Annotated in this window: 16 protein-coding genes and 3 pseudogenes; 13 read left to right on the top strand and 6 right to left on the bottom strand. The window is 70.7% G+C overall.

Features of this window, described 5'->3' with window-relative positions; genetic code table 11:
* Positions 1-81 precede the first annotated feature (81 nt).
* From AC2W7J_RS01780 to AC2W7J_RS01750, 7 genes and pseudogenes are all read left to right on the top strand, one after another.
* On the top strand, positions 82-1,527 hold the full coding sequence (locus tag AC2W7J_RS01780; protein WP_255185791.1) for a gamma-aminobutyraldehyde dehydrogenase: 1,446 nt from the start codon (positions 82-84) through the stop codon (positions 1,525-1,527).
* A 45-nt stretch (positions 1,528-1,572) separates the two neighbouring features.
* Complete coding sequence (locus AC2W7J_RS01775; protein WP_485981208.1) at positions 1,573-2,016, top strand: twin-arginine translocation signal domain-containing protein; 444 nt, start codon at positions 1,573-1,575, stop codon at positions 2,014-2,016.
* Positions 2,013-2,831 carry a polyamine ABC transporter substrate-binding protein gene (locus AC2W7J_RS01770; protein ID WP_485981206.1) on the top strand — a complete coding sequence of 273 codons (819 nt, stop codon included), beginning with the start codon at positions 2,013-2,015 and terminating at the stop codon, positions 2,829-2,831. The genes AC2W7J_RS01775 and AC2W7J_RS01770 overlap by 4 nt, the downstream gene beginning before the upstream one ends.
* Entirely contained in the window at positions 2,831-4,003 is a 1,173-nt protein-coding gene (locus tag AC2W7J_RS01765) for an ABC transporter ATP-binding protein (protein WP_485981204.1), read from the top strand. The genes AC2W7J_RS01770 and AC2W7J_RS01765 overlap by 1 nt, the downstream gene beginning before the upstream one ends.
* Positions 4,004-4,109: 106 nt before the next feature.
* Entirely contained in the window at positions 4,110-4,910 is an 801-nt protein-coding gene (locus tag AC2W7J_RS01760) for an ABC transporter permease (RefSeq protein ID WP_485981202.1), read from the top strand.
* Position 4,911: 1 nt separating this feature from the next.
* A complete protein-coding gene (locus tag AC2W7J_RS01755; RefSeq protein ID WP_485981200.1) occupies positions 4,912-5,727 on the top strand; it encodes an ABC transporter permease in 816 nt (271 codons plus the stop codon).
* A gap of 14 nt (positions 5,728-5,741) precedes the next feature.
* Positions 5,742-7,036: pseudogene (locus AC2W7J_RS01750) on the top strand (saccharopine dehydrogenase family protein).
* Between the two features lie 90 nt (positions 7,037-7,126).
* Here AC2W7J_RS01750 and AC2W7J_RS01745 read toward each other — a convergent pair.
* The 4 genes and pseudogenes from AC2W7J_RS01745 to AC2W7J_RS01730 all read right to left on the bottom strand — a co-directional run bounded on the left by AC2W7J_RS01745 (position 7,127) and on the right by AC2W7J_RS01730 (position 11,406).
* Positions 7,127-8,056 (bottom strand): phosphatase PAP2 family protein, encoded by a 930-nt coding sequence (locus AC2W7J_RS01745; RefSeq protein WP_485981198.1) that lies wholly within the window; start codon positions 8,054-8,056, stop codon positions 7,127-7,129.
* A 103-nt stretch (positions 8,057-8,159) separates the two neighbouring features.
* A pseudogene (locus tag AC2W7J_RS01740) lies at positions 8,160-9,234 on the bottom strand (threonine aldolase family protein).
* The gene (locus AC2W7J_RS01735; RefSeq protein ID WP_485981196.1) at positions 9,231-10,580 is read right to left on the bottom strand and encodes a DUF6421 family protein; all 1,350 of its coding nucleotides are present in this window, start codon (positions 10,578-10,580) and stop codon (positions 9,231-9,233) included. Before AC2W7J_RS01735 ends, AC2W7J_RS01740 begins: the two are co-directional and overlap by 4 nt.
* Before the next feature lie 109 nt (positions 10,581-10,689).
* Positions 10,690-11,406, bottom strand: coding sequence for a hypothetical protein (locus AC2W7J_RS01730; protein ID WP_485981195.1), 717 nt, complete (start codon positions 11,404-11,406; stop codon positions 10,690-10,692).
* A gap of 305 nt (positions 11,407-11,711) precedes the next feature.
* Here AC2W7J_RS01730 and AC2W7J_RS01725 point away from each other — a divergent pair, with 305 nt between their 5' ends.
* The 4 genes from AC2W7J_RS01725 to AC2W7J_RS01710 are packed head-to-tail and all read left to right on the top strand — an operon-like array spanning position 11,712 to position 14,266.
* Positions 11,712-11,936 carry a DUF6959 family protein gene (locus tag AC2W7J_RS01725; RefSeq protein WP_255185800.1) on the top strand — a complete coding sequence of 75 codons (225 nt, stop codon included), beginning with the start codon at positions 11,712-11,714 and terminating at the stop codon, positions 11,934-11,936.
* Between the two features lie 52 nt (positions 11,937-11,988).
* Positions 11,989-13,452, top strand: coding sequence for an NAD-dependent succinate-semialdehyde dehydrogenase (locus AC2W7J_RS01720; protein ID WP_485981193.1), 1,464 nt, complete (start codon positions 11,989-11,991; stop codon positions 13,450-13,452).
* A 2-nt stretch (positions 13,453-13,454) separates the two neighbouring features.
* Positions 13,455-13,946 (top strand): guanyl-specific ribonuclease, encoded by a 492-nt coding sequence (locus AC2W7J_RS01715; protein ID WP_485981191.1) that lies wholly within the window; start codon positions 13,455-13,457, stop codon positions 13,944-13,946.
* Positions 13,943-14,266, top strand: a complete 324-nt coding sequence (locus tag AC2W7J_RS01710; RefSeq protein WP_255185803.1) for a barstar family protein — start codon at positions 13,943-13,945, stop codon at positions 14,264-14,266. Before AC2W7J_RS01715 ends, AC2W7J_RS01710 begins: the two co-directional genes overlap by 4 nt.
* An 8-nt stretch (positions 14,267-14,274) precedes the next feature.
* Here the strand turns inward: AC2W7J_RS01710 and AC2W7J_RS01705 are convergent, their stop codons facing one another.
* Positions 14,275-14,613, bottom strand: a complete 339-nt coding sequence (locus AC2W7J_RS01705) for a ZIP family metal transporter (protein WP_485981189.1) — start codon at positions 14,611-14,613, stop codon at positions 14,275-14,277.
* Positions 14,610-15,008 (bottom strand): hypothetical protein, encoded by a 399-nt coding sequence (locus AC2W7J_RS01700; RefSeq protein ID WP_485981188.1) that lies wholly within the window; start codon positions 15,006-15,008, stop codon positions 14,610-14,612. Before AC2W7J_RS01700 ends, AC2W7J_RS01705 begins: the two co-directional genes overlap by 4 nt.
* 53 nt (positions 15,009-15,061) lie before the next feature.
* Here AC2W7J_RS01700 and AC2W7J_RS01695 point away from each other — a divergent pair, with 53 nt between their 5' ends.
* Together AC2W7J_RS01695 and AC2W7J_RS01690 are read left to right on the top strand one after the other, a co-directional pair.
* On the top strand, positions 15,062-15,556 hold the full coding sequence (locus tag AC2W7J_RS01695; RefSeq protein WP_485981186.1) for an acyl-CoA thioesterase: 495 nt from the start codon (positions 15,062-15,064) through the stop codon (positions 15,554-15,556).
* Positions 15,553-15,820, top strand: a pseudogene (locus tag AC2W7J_RS01690) (hypothetical protein); the annotation flags it as partial. The gene AC2W7J_RS01695 and the pseudogene AC2W7J_RS01690, both read left to right, overlap by 4 nt.

The raw sequence follows: 15,820 nt of genomic DNA, 5'->3' as shown, positions 1-15,820 counted from the left end.
GTTAGGGCCGCCGGAGCCTGTCGATTTCGTCGACGGCGCACTATCGTCTGGGTCACATTCCCGATCGGAAGGACCCCAGTCGTGACCCAGCCCCGGACCCTGCGCAACTTCATCGGTGGCGAGTACGTCGACGCCACCGGCGACGCGAGCATCGATCTGGTCAACCCCGCGACCGGGCAGGTCGTCGCCCACGCTCCTGTCTCCACGCAGGCCGACGTCGACGCGGCCTATGCGAGCGCCGAGGCCGGCTTCGCCGAGTGGTCCGAGGCGACGCCGGGCGAGCGGCAGAGCGCCCTGCTCAAGTTCGCCGACGCCCTCGAGTCCCGCGCCGAGGACCTCATCCGGCTCGAAGGGGAGAACACCGGCAAGCCGCATGCCCTCACCGCCACCGAGGAGGTGCCGGTCATGTGCGACCAGCTGCGCTTCTTCGCCGGTGCCGCCCGCGTGCTCGAGGGCCGCGCCTCCGCCGAGTACATGAAGGGCCACACGAGCTGGATCCGCCGCGAGCCCATCGGCGTCGTCGGCCAGGTGACCCCGTGGAACTACCCGATGATGATGGCCGCGTGGAAGATCGGCCCGGCGTTGGCCGCCGGCAACTCGATCGTCCTCAAGCCGAGCGACACCACGCCCGAGACCACCCTGCTCATGGCCGAGGTCGCCAGCGAGTTCCTACCCGCCGGCACCTTCAACGTCATCACCGGTGACCGCGACACCGGTCGGATGGTCGTCGAGCACGACACCCCCGGCCTCGTCGCCATCACCGGCTCGGTGCGCGCGGGAGTCGAGGTCGCCGCCTCCGCGGCGCGCAACCTCAAGCGCGCCCACCTCGAGCTCGGCGGCAAGGCGCCGGTCGTCGTCTTCGACGACGCCGACATCGAGGCCGCGGTCGAGGGCATCGCCACGGCCGGCTACTTCAATGCCGGTCAGGACTGCACCGCCGCCACCCGTGTGCTCGCCGCGCCGGGCATCCACGACGACTTCGTCGCCGCCCTGGCCGAGTACGCCCGTGACAACGCCAAGGTCGGCATGCCCGACGACGAGGACGCGCTCCTCGGCCCGGTCAACAACAGCAACCAGCTGGCCAAGGTCGCCGGCTTCATCGACCGGCTGCCCGACCACGCCAACCTCGCGCAGGGTGGCGAGCGGCTCACCGCGATGGGCGACGGCTTCTTCTACGCGCCGACGGTCGTCTCCGGCCTGCAGCAGGACGACGAGGCGATCCAGGACGAGATCTTCGGCCCGGTCATCACCGTCCAGCGCTTCACCGACGAGGACCAGGCCGTCGCCTGGGCCAACGGCGTCGAGTACGGCCTCGCGTCGTCGGTGTGGACCAAGGACTTCGGGCGCGCGATGCGCATGAGCAAGCGCCTCGACTTCGGCTGCGTCTGGATCAACACCCACATCCCGCTCGTCGCCGAGATGCCGCACGGCGGCTTCAAGAAGTCCGGCTACGGCAAGGACCTGTCGATGTACGGCTTCGAGGACTACACCCGGGTCAAGCACGTCATGGCCAACATCGAGAGCTGACGCACCACCTCCCCTTCGTCCCTCCCCACGGAAGCGAGGTCCGACATGGACCGCTTTCGGCGTCCCGCCGACCCCAGAACCGCCGAGCTGATCCGGGCCGCGCAGGCCTCCGCCCGCTCACGGCGCCGGCTCTCCCCGAGCCGCCGTGACGTGCTCGGCCTCGCCGGCCTCGGTGTCGGTGCCAGCGTCCTCGGGGCGTGCGCGCCGCCGAAGCCGCCGGCCGGGGGAGGGACGGCGGCGGTGGAGCTCCCCAAGGACCTCTCGGACCAGGAGAAGGTCGTCCGGTGGGCCAACTGGACCGCCTATCTCGACATGGACGACGCGGGCAAGACCTATCCGACGCTCACCGCCTTCGAGAAGGAGAGCGGGATCACGGTCTCCTACACCGAGGACGTCGACGACAACGACACCTACTTCAACAAGATCGCGCCGCAGCTGCGGCCAAGCAGGACATCAACCGCGACATCTTCACCTTCACCGACTGGATGACCAACCGGATCATCCGCGAGGGGCTGTGCCAGCCGCTCGAGCTGATCCAGATGCCCAATGCGAGCAACCTCCTGGCCCCGCTCAAGGACGTCTCCTTCGACCCCGGGCGGCAGTACTCCCTGACCTGGCAGTCCGGCTTCGCCGGCATCGGCTACCACAAGGGCAAGGTCGGCCGGGAGCTCAAGGCGATCGAGGACCTGTGGGCCGACGACCTCAAGGGCCGCATCTCGGTGCTCAGCGAGTTCCGCGACACCCTCGGCCTGATCATGCAGTCGCAGGGCGTCGACCCCTCCGGTGACTTCGACCAGGCCGCCTTCGAGGCGGCGATCGGTGAGGTCGACAAGCGCCTCACCGAGGGCTACATCCGCCGGATCAAGGGCAACAGCTATCTCAACGACCTCAAGAGCGGCAATGCCGTGGCCGGCATCGTCTGGTCCGGTGACCTCTTCGTCCTGCGGGCCGAGACCGAGGACGACGACTGGGAGTTCGTCATCCCCGAGTCCGGCGGGATGCTCTGGAGCGACAACCTCATGGTGCCGATCACGAGCCACCACCGGCGCAATGCCCAGCAGGTCATGGACTACTACTACGACCCCGAGGTGGCCGCCGAGGTCGCCGCGTGGGTCAACTACATCTGCCCCGTCGAGGGCGCCCGGGCGGAGATGGAAAAGATCGACCCCGACCTCGCGGAGTCGCCCTTCATCTTCCCGAGCGAGGACTACATCGCCGACCACGACATCGTCGGCTTCAGGGCACTGTCCTCCCAGGAGGACGCGGACTACAGCGCGCTGTGGGCGAAGGCGGTGGGCAACTGATGGGCCTCTTCACACGATCCTCGGCCGGTGGTGTCCGCGAGGCGAAGGGGGATCTCGTCCTGGAATCGGTGACGAAGACTTTCGGGGACTTCACCGCCGTCGACGACCTCGACCTGCGGGTGCCGCGCGGTTCCTTCTTCGCCCTGCTCGGCCCCTCGGGCTGCGGCAAGACGACGACCCTGCGGATGGTGGCCGGCCTCGAGCAGCCCTCTGCCGGAAGGGTGCTCATCGGCGACACCGACCTCACCGGCTCACGTCCCTACGAGCGCCCGGTCAACACCGTCTTCCAGAGCTATGCGCTCTTCCCGCACCTGAGCATCCGCGACAACGTCGCCTTCGGACCGAAGCGCCGCGGCGAGGGTGACGCAGTCCGCCTCGCCGACGAGGCGCTCGAGCTGGTCCAGATGGCCCACCTCGCCGGGCGTCGCCCCGCGCAGCTCTCCGGCGGCCAGCAGCAGCGCGTGGCCCTCGCCCGGGCGATCGTCAACCGCCCGGAGGTGCTGCTGCTCGACGAGCCGCTCGGTGCCCTCGACCTGAAGCTGCGGCGCCAGATGCAGGTCGAGCTCAAGCGGATCCAGACCGAGGTCGGCCTGACCTTCATCCACGTCACCCACGACCAGGAGGAGGCCATGACGATGGCCGACACGGTCGCGGTGATGAACAAGGGGCGCATCGAGCAGATGGGTGCCCCCGAGGAGCTCTACGACCTGCCGGGCACCGCCTTCGTCGCCGGCTTCGTCGGGCAGTCCAACCTCGTGCCCGCGACGGTCACCGGCAGCGACGGTGACCACCTCGTCGCCGACGCGGCGGGCACGACCGTGCGGGTGCCGCGCTCGCGGGCCGCGGTGACCGAGGGACAGGTGCTCTTCGGCGTCCGTCCCGAAAAGGTGCGGCTGCACCCCCTTCGGCCCGAGTCGGCAGGGAACGACGTGCGGGCGACGGTCACCGACGTCTCCTTCACCGGCGTCGCCACCCAGTACCTCGTCACGGTGCCCTCGGGCGGCCAGTGGTCGGTCTACGAGCAAAATCTCGACGTCGAGCCGCAGTCCACCCGGCCGGGCGACGAGGTCTGGCTGTCGTGGGACCCCGCGCACGCCTTCGTCGTCGCCGCCGACGACCTGCCCGAGGGGGCGCCGGACAAGGCCTTCGTCGCCACGGGGGAGACGTCGTGACCACTGCTACGGCGGGCGGACCCCCTTCGCCTGCAACGGATCCCGACGTCGTCGAGGGCCGGCGCTCCCGCCGGATCGCCTACCTGCTGCTCCTGCCGGGCGTGCTGTGGCTCGTCGTCTTCTTCGTCTGCCGGTCGTCCAGCTCTTCACCGTCAGCCTGCAGAGCGACTACCCGGGCGTGCCCGGCTACTACTACCGCGACGTCAACTTCGGCAATTACGTCGACGCGCTCGTGGAGTTCTGGCCGCACATGCTGCGCTCGCTGCTCTTCGGCGCGCTGGCGACCTTCTTCGCCTTCGTCCTGGCCTACCCGCTCGCCTACGCGATGGCCTTCAAGGCCGGCCGGTGGCGCCCGGTGATGCTCATCTGCGTCATCGCGCCCTTCTTCACCTCCTTCATCCTGCGCACGATCGCCTGGCGGCAGATCCTTGCCGACGACGGGATCGTCGTCAGCGTGCTCACGACGCTGCACATGCTGCCCGGCGGGCGGATCACCGAGACGTGGGTGGCGGTCGTGGCCGGCCTGACCTACAACTTCCTGCCCTTCATGGTGCTGCCGATCTACGCCTCGCTCGAGCGGGCCGACCCGCGGGTCATCGAGGCCGGTGGCGACCTCTACGCCAACGGCATGACGACCTTCGCCCGGGTGACCCTGCCGATGTCGATGCCGGGTGTGCTCGCCGGCACGCTGCTCACCTTCATCCCCGCCTCCGGCGACTACGTCAACGCCGAGCTCCTCGGCTCCGACCGAAGTACCAAGATGGTCGGCAACGTCATCGAGAGCCAGTTCTTCAAGGTGCCCGGCGGCTACGACACGGCCGCGGCGCTGAGCTTCACGCTCATGGCGATGATCCTCGTCCTCGTCTTCTTCTACGTCCGCCGCTTCGGCACCGAGGAGCTGGTCTGAGATGCGCACCGTGACCCGCTGGATCGGCGACCGCTTCGCGATGATCGCCGCGATCCTCGTGCTCTTCTACCTCTTCCTGCCGGTCCTCTACACCTTCATCTTCAGCTTCAACGACTACCGCAAGTCCAACATCACGTGGAACTCCAACGCCGGCCCGACGCTCAAGCACTGGGAGAACCCGTGCGGCGCTCCCGGCATCTGCGACTCCCTCGTCACCTCGCTGCAGGTGGGGCTGCTCGCGACCTTCGTCGCCACCGTGCTCGGCACGATGATCGCCTTCGCGATGGTGCGGCACCGCTTCCGGGGCAAGGCGGCGAGCGACCTGCTCGTCTTCGTGCCGATGGCCACGCCCGAGATCGTCCTCGGCGCGAGCCTGCTGACGATCTTCGTGCAGGGCTTCTCGCAGGTGGGCCTGCGGCTGGGCTTCTGGACGATCGTCATCGCCCACATCATGTTCTGCCTGAGCTTCGTCGTCGTCACCGTGCGGGCCCGGCTGCAGAGCCTCGACCCGCGCATGGAGGAGGCGGCCCAGGACCTCTACGCCGGCCCCGGCGACACCTTCTGGAGGGTCACCCTGCCGCTCGTCCTGCCGGGCATCGTCGGAGCCGCGATGCTCGCCTTCAGCCTGAGCTTCGACGACTTCATCATCACCAACTTCGTCTCGGGTGACACGAGCACCTTCCCGAAGTTCGTCTACGTCAGCTATCTGCGCGGCATCCCCGCGCAGGCCAATGTCATCGGCTTCTCGCTCTTCGTCATCGCGGTCCTGCTGGTCGTCGTCGGCCAGCGGGTGGCGAGCAGCCGGACCTCGAAGTGAGTCGGGAGGCTCCCATGCGTGTGCTCATGATCGGTGCCGGCGGGGTCGGTGACGCGGCGGCCAAGATCGCCGCCGAGCGCGACTTCTTCGAGCTGTGGGTGGTGGCCGACTACTCGCTCGAGCGGGCCGAGACGACGGTCGCCGCGGCGACGGCACGAAGGGGGGAGAAGGGAACGTTCGTCGCGGCGCAGGTCGATGCGTCGGACCCGGCGGCCGTGACCGCCCTGGCCCGTGAGCACGGCGCGACGCACGTCTTCAACGCCGTCGACCCGCGCTTCGTCATGCCGATCTTCGACGGGGCGCTCGCTGCCGGGGCCGACTACCTCGACATGGCGATGTCGCTGTCCACGCCGCACCCGGAGCGGCCGCACGAGCTGCCCGGGGTCAAGCTCGGCGACCAGCAGCTGGCCAAGGCAGGGGAGTGGGAGGCGGCGGGCCGGCTCGCCCTCCTCGGCATCGGGGTCGAGCCGGGGCTCTCCGACGTCTTCGCCCGCTACGCGGCGGACGAGCTCTTCGACGAGATCGACGAGCTCGGCACCCGCGACGGGGCCAACCTCGTCGTCCACGACGACGACGGCAACGAGGTCTTCGCCCCCGGATTCTCGATGTGGACGATCATCGAGGAGTGCCTCAACCCGCCGGTGGTGTGGGAGCGCGAGCGGGCCGGCGGTGACGTCGAGGCGGGCTTCGCGACGATGCCTCCCTTCGCCGAGCCGGAGATCTTCGACTTCCCCGAGGGGATCGGGCCGGTGGAGTGCGTCCACGTCGAGCACGAGGAGGTGCTCCTCATGCCGCGGTGGGTCGACGCGGGCAAGGTGACCTTCAAGTACGGCCTCGGCGAGCAGATGATCTCGATGCTGCGGATGCTCCACGAGCTCGGCCTGGACTCGACCGACCCGGTCGACGTCAAGGGCGTGCAGGTCAGCCCGCGCGACGTCGTCGCGGCCGTGCTGCCCGACCCGGCGACGATCGGTCCGCGGATGACCGGCAAGACCTGTGCCGGGCTGCTCGTCACGGGGACCAAGGACGGCGCGCGCGGGCGGTCTACCTCTACCACGTGGCCGACAACGAGGTCTCGATGCGCGACTACGATGCCCAGGCGGTCGTGTGGCAGACGGCGATCAACCCCGTCGTCGCGCTCGAGCTGCTCGCGACGGGCGTCTGGTCGGCCCCGGGGGCCAAGGGGCCGGAGGCCTTCGACGCGCGGCCCTTCCTCGAGCTGCTCGCCGCCCCCGCCCCGCAGGGCTACGGCTCGCCGTGGGGGATCGAGGAGCGGGACCCGGCCGCCCCCAACCGCAGCCCCGACTGACCTCATCGATGGTTGTGTCGTGAAGTGGTAGCCGGGGGAGCCGGCAGCCCCCACCAGCTACCTGTCGGCTTCCGGACCTACCGGTTCAACTCACAACCATGTGGGTCGCGGCGAAGATTCAGTGGAGCTGGAGCTCGCGCTCGGGGCGCCGGTGAGTGGGCGTGCCGGGGGTGCGCACCGACCACTGCGCGGTGAGCGGGCGCAGGCTGTGCACGGTGGGCTTCGGCAGGTCGAAGGGGTGCGTGCGCAGCCACACCGCCGCCGGCACCGGGACGGCTGGGGGCGCGGGGTCGGCGCCGGGGCGACCTCGGGCTCGCTGTCGCGGCCACGGCGGCCCGGCAGGTCGTAGCTCCAGCCGAAGGGGAGGCCCCGCCGGGTGAGCGCACGGTCGCCGTTGACGATGAGGCGCAGCACGAGTCCACCGGCGAGCAGCCCGGCGACGAGGTCGGTGGGCCAGTGGAAGCCGAGGTAGAAGGCGACGACGATCGCCTGCAGCGCGATGAGCGTGACGAGCCAGGTCAGGCGCCGACGCAGCCGGGTGTCGGGGCCGGCGTAGGCGAGGATCAGGTAGGCCGCGGCGCCGTAGATGAGGACCGCCTCGGCGGCGTGGCCGGAGGGGTAGGCGATGCCGTACAAGCCGTGGGCAATCGGGCCGCCGTCCCAGAAGCCACCACCGGTGCCGTGGATGGGTGCCGAGCGACCGAGCAGGACCTTCATCCCGCCGATGCCGACGTAGAAGCCGACCTCGGCCGCGGCGACGATCGCCAGCGGGTGCCAGGTGCGGTGGCGCCAGGCGAGCACGAGGGCGACCGCGAGCAGGACCGGCAGGCAGACCGCCTGACCGGCGACGGCATTGGGCACCGAGTCGAGGAACTGCCACCAGTTGGGCGTGTAGCGCTTGGCCCAGTAGCCCTGGAAGCGCTCGTCATAGGGCTGGAGTGGGCCCGCTGCCAGCAGCGTGAACACGACGAGCGCACCGGCGAGGACCGGTGCGCTGGTCAGTCGAGGGAGGCGGGCCACCCTCTAGGGATAGTGGACGAGTCTGAACGGAACCTGAAGAACACGCCATCTGTGAGCAATTGCACAGGTCCACCCGGAACCCGCGTCCGGGGTCGGGTGCGCCTCAGGACAGCTCGGCGCGCACCGCGTCGACGAAGGTATCGACGTCGCTCTCGGTCGTGTCCCAGGCGCACATCCAGCGCACCTGACCGGTCGTCTCGTCCCAGAAGTAGAAGCGGAAGGACTCCATGAGCCGCTCGCTCGACTCCCGGGCGAGGATCGGGAAGACGGCATTGGCCTCGACCTCGGTGGGCAGGGTGATGCCCTCGATGTCGGCGACGCCGTCGGCGAGGCGCCGGGCCATTGCGTTGGCGTGCTCGGCATTGCGCCGCCACAGGTCGCCCTCGAAGATCGCGAGCAGCTGCGCCGAGACGAAGCGCATCTTGCTCGCCAGCTGCATCGACTGCTTGCGCAGGAAGGTCGCGCCGGTCACCCGGTCGGGGGAGAGGACGAGACCGCCTCGGCGAGCATCGCGCCGATCTTGGTCCCGCCGAGCGACAGGATGTCGACGCCGGCGTCAGTCGTCAGCTCACGCAGCTCGACCCCCAGGGCGGCCGCCGCATTGGACAGGCGCGAGCCGTCGAGGTGCAGCACCCACCCCATCTCGTGGACGAGGTCGGCGATCGCGCGGATCTCGGCGGCGTGTAGACGGTGCCGACCTCGGTGGAGTTGGTGATCGAGACGACGCCGACCTGGGCGAAGTGCTCGTCGCCGACCCGGGCCGGGTAGGCGCGGATGAGCTCGGGCGTCAGCTTGCCGTCGGGGGTGTCGATGACGTTGACCTTGAGCCCGCCGACCCGCTCGGGCGCGGCGGCCTCGTCGACGTGGATGTGGGCGCTGCTCGTCGTGAGCACCGACCCCCAGCGCGGCGTGCACGCCTGCAGCGCAAGGACATTGGCCCCCGTGCCGTTGAAGACCGGGTAGACCTGCGCCGCCGTGCCGAAGACCTCGGAGAGCACCTCGGTCAGACGCGCGGTGTAGACGTCCTCGCCGTAGGCGACCTGGTGGCCGCCGTTGGCCGCGACGATCGCCGCGAGCACCTCGGGGTGCACGCCGGCGTAGTTGTCGCTGGCGAAGCCGCGGCTCGACGGGTCGTGGATCGGGGCGAAGGGGGTTGCCTGGGTGGTCGTGTCGGTCACGCGGGGATCCTCTCAGCCGCGGCGGCCTCGGCAGCGCGCGGGTCGAGGGTGCCGGTGATGCCGCGGGTGGCCTCGATGACCGGCGCGAGCTTCTTGCGCAGCGCCTCGTAGAAGACGTTGAGCGGGAACTCGTCGGGCTGCACGAGGTCGGTCAGACCCTTCGGCGGGCCGTCGAGCGGCAGGTGCTCGGCCCCCTTCGCCCAGGCCGACGCTGGGTGCGGCGCGACGTAGCCGGCGATGAACTGGTGCGCGGCCATCCAGTGCCCGACCCGGGAGCGGTCGATGCCCTCGCGGTAGAGGGTCTCGACCTCGTCGGACAGGGCGACGACCGCGGCCGGGACCTGCGCCCAGTCGAAGGTCAGCGTGTTGTCGGTCCAGCGCATCGCCCCGCGCTTGTGCAGCCACGCGAAGAGCAGCTGCCCGCCGAGGCCGTCGTAGTTGCGCACCCGGTCGCCGGTGACGGGGAAGCGGAAGAGCCGGTCGAAGAGGATCGCCAGCTGCACGGCGCGGGCATAGGGGTGGCCCGCCTCCGCCAGCGTCACGCTCTGCCGGAAGGTGTTGAGGTCGCAGCGCAGTTCCTCGAGGGCGTACATCCAGAAGGGCATGCGCTGCTTGATCATGAAGGGGTCGAAGGGGAGGTCCCCGTGGCTGTGCGTGCGGTCGTGGATGAGGTCCCACATCGCGAAGGTCGCCTGGGCGACCTCCTGCGAGGCGACGAGCCGCTCGCCCTCGGGCGGCAGGTCGAGGCCGAGCACCTCCGCGGAGGCGGAGGTCACGCGACGGAAGCGGGCGGCCTCGCGGTCGCAGAAGATCGCGCCCCAGCTGAACTTCGGCACCTCGCGCACGGCGACGGTCTCGGGGAAGAGGACGGCCGAGTTGGTGTCGTAGCCGGGGGTGAAGTCGATGAAGCGGACCGGCAGGAACATCGGGTTGTCGTAGGTCGCCTCGACGTCGGCGAGCCACTGGGGCCACATGACGTCGAAGAGCACGGCCTCGAAGACCCGGTCGAGGTTGCCGTTCTGCGTGTACATCGGGAAGACGGCGAGGTGCTGCGTGCCGTCGACGCGGTGCCGGTCGGGGCGGAAGGCCATGAGCGAGTCGAGGAAGTCGGGCACCCCGAAGCCGCCGTCGACCCAGCGCTGCAGGTCGACCGGCAGCGCCGCCAGGTAGTCGGCGTCGTGCGGGAAGCGCGGCGCGAGCTCGGTGATCCGCTCGGCCATGACGGCCACGAGCGCGGTCGCCCGCTCGCGGTCGGCGTCGTCGGCGAGCGACCCGTCCTTGGTCTGCATGAGCCGCAGCTCCTCCACGGCCGCCTTGAGCGCGACCCACGCGTCGCTGCCCCCCACCTCCGGTCCCTGAGGAGCGAGTCCGCTCTGCGGGCGAGCGTCTCGAAGGGACGCATCCCCATTCCCCGCCCACGTCACGAGGTTCACCCAGAACTCCTCGTGGTCGAGCTCACCGATCGAGTCGTCCCCGACGAGGTCGGAGTCCGCGAGCACGACGACGCGGCCGGCGCCGTGCTGCACGGTGACGGCGAGCGGCTGGGCCGCGGGGTGGGGCGGTGGCGGAGGTGCGGGCGAGGACGCGGGCACCCGGGGCGCCGGAGGCGTCGATGGTCCCGGCGCGGTAGAAGCACAGCTCGTCGATGCCGGCCATGACGCCCTGCCCGGGGCCGGTGCTCGTCTCGCCGAGGACCCAGGTCGCATTGCCCTGGTGGCGGCGGCCGCCGTCGGCGCGCTCGTGGACGAGCGTGGAGACGATCTTCAGGCCGAAGGGAGCCAGCAGCTCGTTGAGGTTGTTGCCGTGGGCGTCGTGGTCGCACTCGCCGAGGACGACGAGACCGCCCCCCTTCGCCACGTGGTCGGTGACGGCGGTGATCTCGGCGGGGGAGAGGACCGGCGGCAGGTCGCCGGCGACGCGCTCGCTGGAGGCGGCTGCGGGGTGGGCTATGACGAGGACGTCGGTGCCGGCCAGCGCCTCCGGCGTCAGCTCACCGTCGGTGTGGGCCAGGACCTCGGTGCCGCGCTCGCGCAGGACCGCGGCGGCCCGGGCGAGGCTCGCGTCGCCGGGGTTGGCGGGGTTCATCCGCTCGGCGAGCTCGGGGTCGATGGACCACGCGCTGCTGTGCGCCTGGTCGAGGAGCACCCGGGCGAAGGGGGTCGTGACAGTCATTGCGGCCTCCGGCGGCGAAATCTGGAAGTTCAACGCTCATAGCGTGACAAAACCGGAGGATTTACGCCAGTCCGACGCAGGGTGGGGTGAACCTGCATGCGGGTGGTGCGTGAGTGGTGCCGATTGTTCAGGTTGGGGTCGGCGGGTCGGTGGGTGGGTGGGGTTGTGGTGGGTGAGACTGCGGGTGTTGCCGGTGTGTGGGCCTGTTGGGGTTCGACGGCGAGTGCTGGGGAGGCGTGTGGTGGTGCGGCGTTGGTTGGTGGCTGTGGTTGTGGTGGTCGCCTTCTTCCCGAGGGGCGGCTGACATGGGACTGCGCTCTTTGGGACGAAGAGGGAACGTCCAACTCGCTCATGATGATGAGCGGCGGTTCCCGGGGCTGCTGATCCAGGGCGACACGTTGGCCGGCTTGATCGAGGATCTTGAGGAGGAGGCGCCCGACTCGTACGCGTTGCAGACGGCGAAGTCGTGGCTCGCCGCCTACGAAGAGATGATGCGTGAGGTCCACCTGGAGTTGCCCTACAGTCACTGACCCGCTTCACGGAGGGCACTGCATGCTCAGGGCAGGCCGTAACGTTGCCCCCATGGCAGCCGTGACGCAGAAGTCAGCCCTCGAGTACGCCCCCACTCAGCTCTACATCGGAGGGCAGTGGCGCGATGCCGGTGACGGCGCCACCTTCGCCGTGAGCGACCCGGCCACCGGCAAGACCCTCGTCGAGGTCGCCGACGCAACCGTCGCCGACGGCAAGGCGGCGCTCGACGCGGCCGTCGCCGCGCAGGCCGAGTGGGCCGCGACCGACCCGCGGGTGCGCTCGGAGATCCTGCGCTCGGCCTTCGAGCTCATCACCGAGCGGGCCGACACCTTCGCCATGCTCATGACCCTCGAGATGGGCAAGCCCCTGGCCGAGGCGCGCGGCGAGGTGACCTACGGCGGTGAGTTCTTCCGCTGGTTCGCCGAGGAGGCCGTGCGCATCCACGGCCGCTACGCCGTCGCCCCCAGCGGTGGGACCCGCCTGACGACGATGAAGCAGCCCGTCGGGCCGGTCTTCGCCATCACTCCGTGGAACTTCCCGCTCGCCATGGGCACCCGCAAGATCGGCCCCGCGATCGCCGCCGGCTGCACCACCGTCGTCAAGCCGGCCCACGAGACACCGCTGACGATGCTCGCCCTGGCCCGCCTGCTCGAGGAGGTCGGCCTGCCCGCCGGCGTGCTCAACGTCGTGCCGACGACCTCCTCCGGCGAGGTGAGCGAGCCGATCATCCGCGACCCGCGCCTGCGCAAGCTGACCTTCACCGGCTCCACGCCGGTCGGCAAGAAGCTCGTCGAGCAGTCCTCCGAGCAGCTGCTGCGCACCTCGATGGAGCTCGGGGGCAATGCCCCCTTCGTCGTCTTCGAGGACGCCGACCTCGAGCGCGCCGTCGAGGGCGCGATGCTCGCCAAGATGCGCAACATCGGCGAGGCCTGCACCGCCGCCAACCGCTTCATCGTCCACGAGTCGGTCGCCGACGACTTCGCCGCGGCCCTGGCCGACCGCATGGGCGCCCTGACCATGGGCAAGGGCACGACGAAGGGGGTCGACGTCGGCCCGCTCATCACCGAGAAGGCGCGCACCGGCGTCGCCGAGCTCGTCGACGACGCGGTCTCGCAGGGCGCCCGCGCCCTCGTCGGTGGCGAGGTGCCCTCGGGCAAGGGCTGGTTCTACCCGCCGACCGTGCTCACCGACGTCCCGGCGAGCGCCCGAGTGCTCACCGAGGAGATCTTCGGCCCGGTCGCGCCGATCACGACCTTCAGCACCGAGGAAGAGGCCGTCGCGCTGGCCAACTCCACCGAGTACGGCCTCGTCGCCTACGTCTTCACCGAGAACACCTCCCGCACGATCCGCGTCGCCGAGGCGCTCGAGTTCGGCATGGTCGGCATCAACCAGGGCATCGTCTCCAACCCCTCGGCCCCCTTCGGCGGGGTCAAGCACTCCGGCTTCGGCCGCGAAGGGGGATTCGAGGGCATCGAGGAGTACCTCGAGACCAAGTACGTCGGCCTGGCGCTCTGACCGTGTCGAAGACCTGGCGCACCCGGCTCCAGCTCGCCGGGGGAGTCCTGCTGATCCTGCTCGCCGCCTGGATCGTCATCTCCGGCGGCAACGGGGGCGACTCCTCGCCCGGCGGGTCGACCACCTCCGCCGCGACGTCGGCGACCTCGCAGACCGAGGCGGGGGGACCCCCTTCGGGCACAGGGGAGTCCGGCTCCACTCCCGACTCCGGGCTGGACACGATCGCCGAGTCGCAGCTGCCGCCGGAGGGCCGCGAGACGCTCGAGCTGATCCGCTCCGACGGACCCTTCCCCTACGACCGCGACGGCATCACCTTCGGCAACCGCGAGGGGATCCTGCCCGACCAGTCGCAGGGCTACTACCGCGAGTACACCGTGCCGACGCCCGGCGAGGACGACCGCGGCGCGCGCCGGATCGTCGGCGGGCAGGACGGCGACCGCTACTACACGGACGACCACTACGCGAGCTTCGCCCAGATCGAGGAGGGGCAGTGATCCACATCGAGGCCGCCGGGGTCGACGGGCTGCTCGCCCGCGCGGTCACCAGCACCGACCACGTCCACCTCGTCGACGGCGGGTCCGGGCGGGAGGAGACCTACGACCGCTTCGCCGAGGCGCTCGTGCTGCCCGAGCACTTCGGGCGCAACCTCGACGCCCTCATGGACTGCCTGCGCGACGTCGCCGACCGGCACGAGGGGCCGTGGACGCTCGTGTGGCGCCCGGGCCACGGCGGCGCCGACCCGGGCGTGCTCGACGTGCTCGGTGACCTCGACGACGAGTACCCGGACCTGAGCATCGTGGTGGCGGATCGCTGAGGGGCGGGTCAGGACAGCGTGGACAGGCCGGCCGCGAGCGCGAAGCCGACGACCGTCACCAGGCCCGCCATCGGACCCGCAGCCGACCGGGCCTCGGGGATCATCTCGTCGACGAGCATGACGAGGAGCGCGCCGGCGGCGAAGCCGCTGATGAGGGCGGCGCCGCCCTCGCCAGAGATGTCGGCCAGCGCATAGCCGCCGAGCGTGGCGAGGGCGCACACGACAGTCACGCCGAGCCACAGCAGCAGGATGGAGCGGCGCGGGACCGTGCGGCGCATGTCGGCGGCCGAGCCGATGCCCTCGGGCAGGTTGGAGACCCATACCGCGACGAGGAGCGCGACGCTCACTCCGCCACCGGAGGCCAGGCCGATGCCGAGGACGGCCTGCTCCGGGATGCCGTCGAGGAAGGCGCCGAGGGCGAGCCCGCCCCCGATCCGTCCGCGTCGTCGACCTCCCGGTCGGGATGGCCGCGGTGCCGGCGGGCGCCCATGGCCTGGATCGCATGGTTGCCGCCGGTGAAGGCGAGAGCGCCCAGGGCGATCCCCACCGCCACCGGGACAGGGCCGCCTGTGCGCACGCCTTCCTCGGCGAGCTCGAAGGCCACGGACGCGATGAGGGCGCCGGCACCGAAGGCCAGGACGAGACCGACGAGGCGTCGCGGCCAGGTGCGGGCGACGCCGAGCAGGGCGCCGACGAGCAGCGACGAGCCTGCGAGCGCTCCCCACAGCAGTGCGGCGGTCACGGCGCCCTCCCTTCGGTCGTGGTGGCGGCGCGGGTCACTGTCATGATGGCGCGGTGACGACTCCCACCGACACCCGCATCACCCTCTCCCGCGTCATGTCCCAGGCCGAGGCCAACCTCCTGGGCAATGTGCACGGCGGCAACATCATGAAGATGGTCGACGACACCGCCGGCGTCTCGGCCAACCGCTTCGCGCAGGGGCCGGCCGTCACGGCGGCGATGGACGAGATGGCCTTCCTCAACCCCGTGCGCGTCGGCGACGTGCTTCACGTGAGCGCACAGGTCAACTGGGCCGGCACCTCGTCGATGGAGGTCGGCGTGCGGGCCGAGGTCGACCGCTGGGACGCCGTCACCGAGCGCGTCCACGTCGCGAGCGCCTACCTCGTCTTCGTCGCCGTCGATGCCGAAGGGGGGACCCGTCACGTCCCCGAGCTGACCATCGAGACGCCCGAGGAGCAGCGGCGGTTCCGCGAGGCGGAGATCCGCCGGGCCAACCGGCTCGCCCGCCGCGAGGCCATCGAGTCCAGCCGTCGGGAGGAGAGCGCGTGAGCACGCGCGTCACCCTGCTCGGCTCCACCGGGTCCATCGGCACGCAGGGCCTGCAGGTCATCGCTGCCCACCCCGAGCGCTTCGAGGTGGAGGTGCTCGCCGGTGGTGCCAACACGCGGCTGCTTGCCGCCCAGGCCGCACGTTTTCGCCCTTCGCTCGTGGCGGCGGCCGGCGGCACCCGTGAGGAGCTGACCGCGGCGATCGCAGCGGCCGCGGACGACGCCGGGGTCCCCCGGCTACGCGCCCGAGGTCGTCGTGGGGGGA

The sequence above is a fragment of the Janibacter sp. CFPM2_SD2 genome (genome assembly GCF_057364645.1).
The sequence above is the reverse complement of the archived record's forward strand: the minus strand, read 5'-3'. Positions and strand labels throughout refer to the sequence as shown.

Excerpts from the sequence above, each read along its gene's own strand:
- AC2W7J_RS01775 (WP_485981208.1), top strand. The coding sequence starts at position 1,573 with ATGGACCGCTTTCGGCGTCCCGCCGACCCCAGAACCGCCGAGCTGATC.
- AC2W7J_RS01770 (WP_485981206.1), top strand. The coding sequence starts at position 2,013 with ATGACCAACCGGATCATCCGCGAGGGGCTGTGCCAGCCGCTCGAGCTG.
- AC2W7J_RS01765 (WP_485981204.1), top strand. The coding sequence starts at position 2,831 with ATGGGCCTCTTCACACGATCCTCGGCCGGTGGTGTCCGCGAGGCGAAG.
- AC2W7J_RS01755 (WP_485981200.1), top strand. The coding sequence starts at position 4,912 with ATGCGCACCGTGACCCGCTGGATCGGCGACCGCTTCGCGATGATCGCC.
- AC2W7J_RS01730 (WP_485981195.1), bottom strand. The coding sequence starts at position 11,406 with ATGACTGTCACGACCCCCTTCGCCCGGGTGCTCCTCGACCAGGCGCAC.
- AC2W7J_RS01725 (WP_255185800.1), top strand. The coding sequence starts at position 11,712 with ATGGGACTGCGCTCTTTGGGACGAAGAGGGAACGTCCAACTCGCTCAT.
- AC2W7J_RS01720 (WP_485981193.1), top strand. The coding sequence starts at position 11,989 with ATGGCAGCCGTGACGCAGAAGTCAGCCCTCGAGTACGCCCCCACTCAG.